7 protein-coding genes and 1 pseudogene are annotated in these 8,056 nt (G+C 37.0%); 7 read left to right on the top strand and 1 reads right to left on the bottom strand.

The annotated features are described in order from the left end of the window. Positions 1-75 precede the first annotated feature (75 nt). The 6 genes from cls to DWZ40_RS18775 all read left to right on the top strand — a co-directional run bounded on the left by cls (position 76) and on the right by DWZ40_RS18775 (position 6,846). Positions 76-1,635, top strand: a complete 1,560-nt coding sequence (cls, locus tag DWZ40_RS18805; protein WP_118544330.1) for a cardiolipin synthase — start codon at positions 76-78, stop codon at positions 1,633-1,635. A gap of 197 nt (positions 1,636-1,832) precedes the next feature. Further along, complete coding sequence (locus tag DWZ40_RS18800) at positions 1,833-3,266, top strand: phospholipase D family protein (protein WP_118544329.1); 1,434 nt, start codon at positions 1,833-1,835, stop codon at positions 3,264-3,266. An 18-nt stretch (positions 3,267-3,284) separates the two neighbouring features. Next, positions 3,285-3,956, top strand: coding sequence for a response regulator transcription factor (locus tag DWZ40_RS18795; protein WP_117504378.1), 672 nt, complete (start codon positions 3,285-3,287; stop codon positions 3,954-3,956). Next, positions 3,956-4,999, top strand: coding sequence for a HAMP domain-containing sensor histidine kinase (locus tag DWZ40_RS18790; protein ID WP_055215087.1), 1,044 nt, complete (start codon positions 3,956-3,958; stop codon positions 4,997-4,999). The genes DWZ40_RS18795 and DWZ40_RS18790 overlap by 1 nt, the downstream gene beginning before the upstream one ends. A 31-nt stretch (positions 5,000-5,030) precedes the next feature. Next, positions 5,031-6,095 carry an FUSC family protein gene (locus DWZ40_RS18785; protein WP_117494581.1) on the top strand — a complete coding sequence of 355 codons (1,065 nt, stop codon included), beginning with the start codon at positions 5,031-5,033 and terminating at the stop codon, positions 6,093-6,095. Between the two features lie 151 nt (positions 6,096-6,246). Continuing rightward, positions 6,247-6,846 carry an aldo/keto reductase gene (locus tag DWZ40_RS18775; protein ID WP_207664532.1) on the top strand — a complete coding sequence of 200 codons (600 nt, stop codon included), beginning with the start codon at positions 6,247-6,249 and terminating at the stop codon, positions 6,844-6,846. Between the two features lie 171 nt (positions 6,847-7,017). Here DWZ40_RS18775 and DWZ40_RS19905 read toward each other — a convergent pair. Beyond that, positions 7,018-7,098: pseudogene (locus DWZ40_RS19905) on the bottom strand (toxin-antitoxin system protein); the annotation flags it as partial. A 312-nt stretch (positions 7,099-7,410) separates the two neighbouring features. Between DWZ40_RS19905 and DWZ40_RS18770 the strand changes: the two are divergent. After that, positions 7,411-7,959, top strand: a complete 549-nt coding sequence (locus tag DWZ40_RS18770) for a hypothetical protein (protein ID WP_118544328.1) — start codon at positions 7,411-7,413, stop codon at positions 7,957-7,959. Positions 7,960-8,056: the final 97 nt, after the last annotated feature.

Below are 8,056 nucleotides of genomic sequence, written 5' to 3'. Positions count from 1 at the left end.
TAATCAGATGCTCGGTAATTCAATTGCCGATGTAGTTCACGGAGAAAACTGAGCAAGTAGGAAGGTGGAATATATATGAAACAAGATACTTTAGAGGGTAAAGCAAAAACAAAAAATGGGGTAAAACGGCTGTGTTTTTCCATAATCTGCATTCTTCTGGAAGTGATTTTTATTATTACTATCGTAACACGCTTGAATGAATATGCAGAAATCATAAATTTATTTACAAAGATTTTGAGTGGGATCTTGGTTTTGGGATTGTACGCATCAAATAAGACATCCTCTATGAAAATGCCTTGGGTCATCTTAATTCTAATTTTCCCAATTATGGGTGTAGGCCTGTATTTGTTGATTGGTTTGAATGGTGGCACACATAAAATGCGTGAGCGATATGCAGAAATTGATAGCAAATTGTTACCAATGCTTCCGGACAATCAGGAGTGTTTGAGCAGAATAAAAGAAACAATTCCGAAAGCAGGAAATATAGCAAGTTACATACAAAGAAATTCGCAGTATCCAATCTATCAGAATACGGATATTGTGTATTTTGATGAAGCAGTGAAAGGATTAGAGGCACAGCTTAAGGATTTGGAGAAAGCACAGAAGTTTATCTTTATGGAATATCATGCGATAGAAGACGCTGAAGCATGGCATAAGATTCAAGATGTTCTGGAAGAGCGAGTAAAAGCAGGTGTGGAAGTTAGAGTATTCTACGATGATATGGGTTCTATAGGCTTTATTAACACAGATTTTGTGAAAAAGATGGAGGCAATAGGAATTCATTGCCGTGTATTCAATCCGTTTATGCCAGGTTTAAATCTGTTTTTGAACAATCGTGATCATAGAAAAATAACAGTTATTGATGGAAAAGTCGGATTTACAGGTGGATATAATCTAGCAAACGAATATTTTAATTACACACACCCGTATGGACAGTGGAAAGATACAGGTATTCGTTTAGAAGGAGATGCTGTTCAGTCGCTTACGGTGACATTTTTGGAAATGTGGAATGCAGTAAGTGATAAGGATGCTAATGATTCTGATTTTAGTAAATACCTTTTCCACTATGATTATGCGGCACAGCAAACTGGGTTTGTTCAACCTTATGCAGACAGCCCTATGGATAATGAGCAAGTAGGAGAAGAAGTTTATATCAGTATGATAAATAAAGCTGAAAAATATTGTTGGTTTATGACTCCATATCTAATCATAACAGATGAAATGACGCATGCGTTATGTCTGGCTGCTAAGCGAGGGGTAGACGTAAGAATTATCACACCTGGTATCCCTGATAAAAAATTCATTTATAATATAACTCGTTCTTTTTATCATGGATTGGTTAAACATGGTGTTCGTGTTTATGAGTGGACTCCTGGTTTCTGTCATGCAAAAATGAGTGTGGCAGATGACTGTATGGCAACTTGTGGAACAATTAATCTGGATTATCGAAGTTTATATCACCATTTTGAAAACGGCTGTTTTATGGCAGATTGTCAGGCAGTTGTGGAAATAAAAAATGATCTGATAAGAACGATGGGAGAATGTCGTGATGTGACAGACCAATATCAAACCGGACAAAGTGCATATTTGCGACTGGGACAATTATTTATGAGATTATTTGCTGGATTGCTATAAGAATCTGATGAAACGACCTTTCAAAAAACAGTTGATTTAGAAGTTAACTGTTTTTGAAAGGCCGTTTTTGCTATATCTAACAGTCTGTTGTACAAGGAAGATTTTGCATTGATGAAAAAACAAACCTTGTTGAGGTTAAATTGAGATTGACTTTGTATTGTATAAGTATGAAATAAAAAGGAATCAGGTGATGTACAATGAAAAAGTATAAAATATGTAAAATCCTTCTTGTTATACTGTCAATTTTTTTATGTGTGGCTTTTTATGAATTATTTGGAATCTGTATTGCATATAAAAAACAGCCAGAAGTGTCTAATACCATCAAAAAAGAAACACAAAATGATTCGTGGAACGAACGCAGCGAGAATATGGAACGAGCAGTGATCATAGAAAAAAATCCAGAAGCACTTTTACAAAGAGTGCGTTTGATCCGAAATGCAAAAGAAGACATTATTCTTTCTACTTTTGCATTTCAATCAGATGAAAGTGGAAAATTGATCTTAGGAGCACTGCATGATGCGGCAGACAGAGGTGTGCATGTTCGTCTGTTAGTAGATGGAATGGAGAGCTGGGTTGATATGGAAGGCAATCCGTATTTCTATGGATTATCTTCCCATGAGAATGTTGAAATTAAACTGTATAATAAGGCCAATCCGTTGAAACCATGGAAGATGATGGGGAGAATGCATGATAAATATTTGATTGCAGATGGTAAGACATATATTCTTGGTGGAAGAAATACATACAATTATTTCCTGGGTGATTTTCCGGGACATAAGAACTATGACAGAGATGTGTTAGTGGTTTGCGATGAACCTGAGAAAGAAAATTCAGTTAACCAGTTGTTAGAGTATTTTGAAACGATATGGGAACAAGAAGACAGTGGTTATTTTCATGACAATAAAAAACTGGCAAATAGAAAATCTGTAAAGAACGCAGTTTTAGAGCTGCAGAACGGCTATCAGAAATATTTTGAAGAGAATAAGGAAAGAATCTGCGATACCGATTACACGGACGAAACTTTTGAGACAGAAAAGATTGCATTAGTGTCAAATCCTATCCACACAGGTCCCAAGGAACCAGTAGTCTGGTATCAACTGGGAGAACTAATGAAAAATGCAAAAGAGCGCGTGAAAATTCATACACCATATATTATCTGCAATGATATGATGTATAATACATGGAAAGAGATTGCGGAGAGAGTTCCGGATTTTTCTATCATGACCAATTCGGTTGCCAACAATGGAAATCCGTTTGGTTCTGCTGATTATGCGAGAAACAGAAACAGAATTTTAAATACAGGAATTGATATCTGGGAGTATGAAGGCGGCTATTCTTACCACGGAAAAAGCATCCTGATTGATGATGATCTATCCGTAATCGGTTCCTTTAACATGGATATGAGAAGCACGTATCTGGATACGGAACTGATGCTTGTAATACGTAGCAAAGAGATTAATAAACAGTTGGAAGAAGGCATGATGGAATATGAAAGAGTGTCCCGACAGGTATTGGAAGATGGAACCTATCGTGATCCGTATCATGTAGAGCCAATTGAATTGACAAAGAAGCGTCAGAGAAACGTACTTTTGGTACAGCATCTGCTTGGATGGGCAAGATATCTGTTCTGATAAAGGAGGAAGAAGATCATGTTTCAAATATTAATTGTAGAAGATGATAAAGAATTAAGCCAGCTATTCCAAAAAGTGCTTGAGAAGAATGGATATCAGGTCAAAAGTGCATCGGATGGAGCACTGGCATTAGAAATATTGGATAAAGAGTATATTGATCTGATCATTTCCGATATTATGATGCCGGTTATGGATGGTTATGAACTGGTGTCGGAACTCCGTTCAGCAGGATATCAGATACCGGTACTTATGATCACTGCGAAAGGTTCCTTTGATGATATGCGCCAGGGATTTCTTTCGGGAAGTGACGATTATATGGTAAAACCGGTAAATGTGAATGAAATGGTTTTAAGAGTCGGAGCACTGCTTCGCCGTGCACAGATACTGAATGAACACAAAATTGTGATCGGTTCAACAGAGTTTGATTATGATGCAATGACGGTTACAACTGATAAGGAAAGTCTTGTTTTGCCTAAAAAAGAATTCCTGCTTTTATATAAGCTTGCAGCATCGCCAGGCAGAACATTTACAAAACAACAGTTGATGGATGAAGTATGGGGATACGAGACGGAGGCAGACCCACATACGATAGAGGTACATATAGGAAGAATCAGGGAGCGTTTGAAAGATAACCCTGATTTTGAAATCGTAACAATGCGTGGAATTGGATACAAGGTGGTGAAAAAATAATGGAACAAAAGAAAGAAAAAGGATTGCGGATCCGATCCTGTCTGACTGGTGCAATCTGGCTGGCACTTGTATTTTCAACAGTCATATCTGCTTTATTATTTGCTTTTTTGAATCATTTTTTTAATCTGCCGGGCAGCATACCTGTGCTTGGCTGGCTTTTGATTTTCAATACATTGATTGCAGGGCTGATCACTTCCTTTATCAATGCAAAGTTACTGGAACCAATTACCAGACTTAGTAAAGCAATGAAGGAAGTTTCTCAGGGAGATTTTGAACAGCATTTGGAAACGAACAGCCGTATCGCAGAAGTTGGAGAATCTTATCAAAGTTTTAACGTTATGACAAAAGAACTTCGTGCAACAGAGGTGCTGCAGATGGATTTTGTATCTAATGTTTCTCATGAGTTTAAGACCCCGATTAATGCCATTGAAGGATATACAATGCTGCTTCAGGGAGAAGAACTGTCTCCGGATCAAGAGGAATATGTAGAAAAAATCTTATTTAACACCCAAAGACTTTCCGGATTGGTTGGTAATATTTTGCTGTTATCCAAGTTAGAGAATCAGAATATACCAATGAAAAAAACAGAATATCGTCTGGATGAACAGATCCGCCAGGCATTTCTTTCATTGGAAACAAAATGGACAGAAAAAGAAATTGGTTTTCAGGTAGAATTGGAGGAAGTTAAATATACTGGGAATGAAGGACTTTTTATGCATATCTGGATAAATCTTTTGGATAATGCGATTAAGTTCAGTCCTTCAAAGGGGACAATTACGATGTTTCTGAAACAAGAACAGGATTCTGTTAAGTTCATTCTGGAAGATGAAGGACCAGGAATAGAGGATGATGTAAAATCTAGAATATTTGACAAGTTCTATCAGGTAGATGGATCTCATAAAGCAGAAGGAAATGGCCTAGGTCTTGCACTTGTAAAACGGATTGTAGATAGTGCCGGAGGAACAATCAAAGCAGAAAACCGTGAATATGGTGGATGCAGATTTGTTGTAGAGCTTCCAATACAGAAAGATGAGGCCATATAAGTTTAAGAAAAACAGATAGAGGAGGAATTACATGACATTTTATCAGGAGTTGCAGTTAAATCAGGCAGGTTCTAAAAACCTGTTGAAAAAGAGTGAAACACTAAAAGAAAAATTATATCATATGTGGGTATATCTGGTGAAGATAGCTGCTACAATGGCATTTTGTTTTTTCTTTGTTAGTATTTTCAGTATCCTATTTGGAAATGAGAACAGCATTGTAGGTGTAGTAGTCTTATTATGTCTCATGGTGTTTCGGAATGCGGATCTGGGGATCCACACCGGACAATCTACGATGCTTTTGGCTTTGTTCTTTGTAATTATGACTGTATGTCCGCATTTAGCAAATCAGTTTTCACCGGTATTGGGAATGCTGTTAAATATTGCGGCACTGGCTGTGTTGATTCTGTTCGGATGCCATAATCCATTCATGTTTAATCAATCTACATTGGTTCTTGGGTATCTACTGCTATATGGTTATGATGTTACGGGAAAAAGCTATCAGATGCGATTAGTCGGAATGGCTTTAGGTGCAGCACTTACCTGCTTCGTATTTTATCGAAATCATAAAAACAGAACCTATAAAAGAAATCTGAAAGATCTGATACAAGAATTTGATATCACTTCTTCCAGAACAAAATGGCAGATATGTCAGATTTTATGCGTACCGATTGTCCTTTGCATTGCAGAACTTTGTAATATGCCACGTGCAATGTGGGCTGGTATTGCGGCCATGTCCACGATTTTGCCGTTTATGGAAGATATGCACTACAGAGTCCGTAAAAGGATTGTCGGAAATATTGCAGGTGTTATATGTTTTACAGTATTATATTTTCTGCTTCCTTCGTCAATCTATGCATATATAGGAATTCTTGGTGGAATCGGTGTAGGATTTTCAGCACAATATGGCTGGCAGGCAGTATTTAACACATTTGGTGCTTTAGCCATTGCTGCAGAGACTTATGGACTACAAGGAGCGGTTAGTCTTAGAGTGATTCAAAATGTTTTTGGTGTTGTGTTTGCTTTAGCATTTTGTGTTATATTTTATTGGTTTATGTCTAAAAAAAACGGTTCATGCGGGACTCAATGTACGCTTTAATGAAGAAAAACAGATTACTTCTGATAACGAAATTCAAAAGTGGGCGAAACAGATTGTAAAATAGTACTCTTAGCGGAACTAATCAGGTGATAGGTAACATTTACTTCAGGATCAGTTAAGGGAATCCGTTTCCGTCCTTTCAGAGTCTGCTCTGAGCTGCGTGCTTACTGCAATTAAAAACGGATATCGCAGCATTGATACTGCTCAGGCATATGGCAATGAAGAAGGCGTAGGTCAGGCAATTGTAAAATGCGGTCTGCCAAGAGAGGAACTTTTCATTACCACAAAGATCTGGATCAGCAATGCAGGATATGAAAAAGCAAAGGCTTCGATTGAGGAATCCTTGAAGAAACTGAAAACAGACTATGTGGATTTGCTTTTGATTCATCAGCCATTTGGCGATTATTACAGAACATACCGTGCAATGGAGGAAGCCTATAAAGCAGGCAAGGCACGTGCAATCGGCGTTTCAAACTTCTATCCGGATCGTTATATCGACATTGTACATTTCGCAGAAGTTGTTCCTGCGGTAAATCAGGTGGAAACACATGTGTTCCAGCAGCAGAAAGTGGCTCGTGAATATCTTGCAAAACATAATACACAGATTATGAGCTGGGGACCGTTTGCAGAAGGAAAAAATGATTTCTTCAATACTCCGGTACTGAAAGAGATCGGAGCAAAACATGGAAAGAGTTTGTTCTTTTCTCATTATTCACCAGAAACGGTGGAATGGTTTATGAGTATTGTATAACAAAGTAGCTTTATAAAGGCAAAAGCGTGTTGTGGTTTATACGACCGGCAATACGCTTTTGCCGTATAATAGGATAAGAAAATGAAGGAACAGAATCATCCGAATGTGATTAAAATTCGAAATGCACATGTTCATAACCTGAAACATATTAATGTGGATATTCCGCTAAATAAGGCGGAGCATATATCCCGCACTGGTATAAACATCAATGCTGTTGCATTGTGGATTGTATTCTGCAAATATTGTTCTCATCGTATCCCATCTCCTTATCATTTAATCAATCATTAGTAGCAAAAATTAAGAAGCATTTCAATCAGTCCACCATGTCACTTTTATTTTATGTTATATTGTTTTATATAATTTTTTGCCCTTGTATTTGCCCTTATCAGAGTTCATAAACACTGATGGGACGATATAACACAAGGGAAACAATAAGGGAAAGCTCACCTGTGACAAATCCAGTGTTTTCAAGGGTTTACAGAGAATTTAATAACAAAATATAACAGTTATTAAATCTCTTAAAACAGGTGAAATCTCAATCGGAATTTATGGAGGTAAAATAAAATGATGAAACTTGATAATTTTATTGGTATGATGACGGGACATTTTGATAACAAAGAGCAGTTTAATATGATGCAGGCAACAGGAAAAATATATCCTTATGCTAAGCATGTAAATACAGTCTGCAATGACAAAATAAATAATATTCCTCAAGATTTCAATGGAAAATTTGTTGTTGAAGAAAGTTACTATGAGACCAATGGTAACCGTCATGCATCACCGCACCTTTTCCTTATTACAGAAAATGAAGATGGAATTTTACTTTCCTCCTATGAGATTCCGGAAGGAGAAGACAAAAATACATTCTCATATGATTCTATGAAAAATGTTGATTATAGTGAACTGAAAAAATCTAAAAAGTTTACTCCGGCACTTTATCATGAAAATGATGGCATCTGGGAGGGAGGCAGCACAAGTCAGTTTTCACCAGTAATGACATTTAAGCTTTGGGAAAAGTTTTCTGATAGTTGTTTGGAAGTATCTGAAATTATAGAAGTTAACGGAAAGCGGACTTTTGGATACGATGATCCCATTATTTACAAACGTGTATAAATAAGTGATGAACATGGTGACAACTTCAAGTTTTTGAAACTGAGAAATCGGAATTCACTTCTACTTAGACATACAAACTGTTGACAGTAAAACTCCT

Origin of the sequence: Clostridium sp. AF32-12BH (assembly GCF_003477935.1) — a bacterium.
GTDB lineage: Bacteria > Bacillota > Clostridia > Lachnospirales > Lachnospiraceae > Brotaphodocola.
This window is presented reverse-complemented; position numbering and strand designations above follow the sequence as displayed.

Excerpts from the sequence above, each read along its gene's own strand:
- cls (WP_118544330.1), top strand. The coding sequence starts at position 76 with ATGAAACAAGATACTTTAGAGGGTAAAGCAAAAACAAAAAATGGGGTA.
- DWZ40_RS18800 (WP_118544329.1), top strand. The coding sequence starts at position 1,833 with ATGAAAAAGTATAAAATATGTAAAATCCTTCTTGTTATACTGTCAATT.
- DWZ40_RS18795 (WP_117504378.1), top strand. The coding sequence starts at position 3,285 with ATGTTTCAAATATTAATTGTAGAAGATGATAAAGAATTAAGCCAGCTA.
- DWZ40_RS18790 (WP_055215087.1), top strand. The coding sequence starts at position 3,956 with ATGGAACAAAAGAAAGAAAAAGGATTGCGGATCCGATCCTGTCTGACT.
- DWZ40_RS18785 (WP_117494581.1), top strand. The coding sequence starts at position 5,031 with ATGACATTTTATCAGGAGTTGCAGTTAAATCAGGCAGGTTCTAAAAAC.
- DWZ40_RS18770 (WP_118544328.1), top strand. The coding sequence starts at position 7,411 with ATGATGAAACTTGATAATTTTATTGGTATGATGACGGGACATTTTGAT.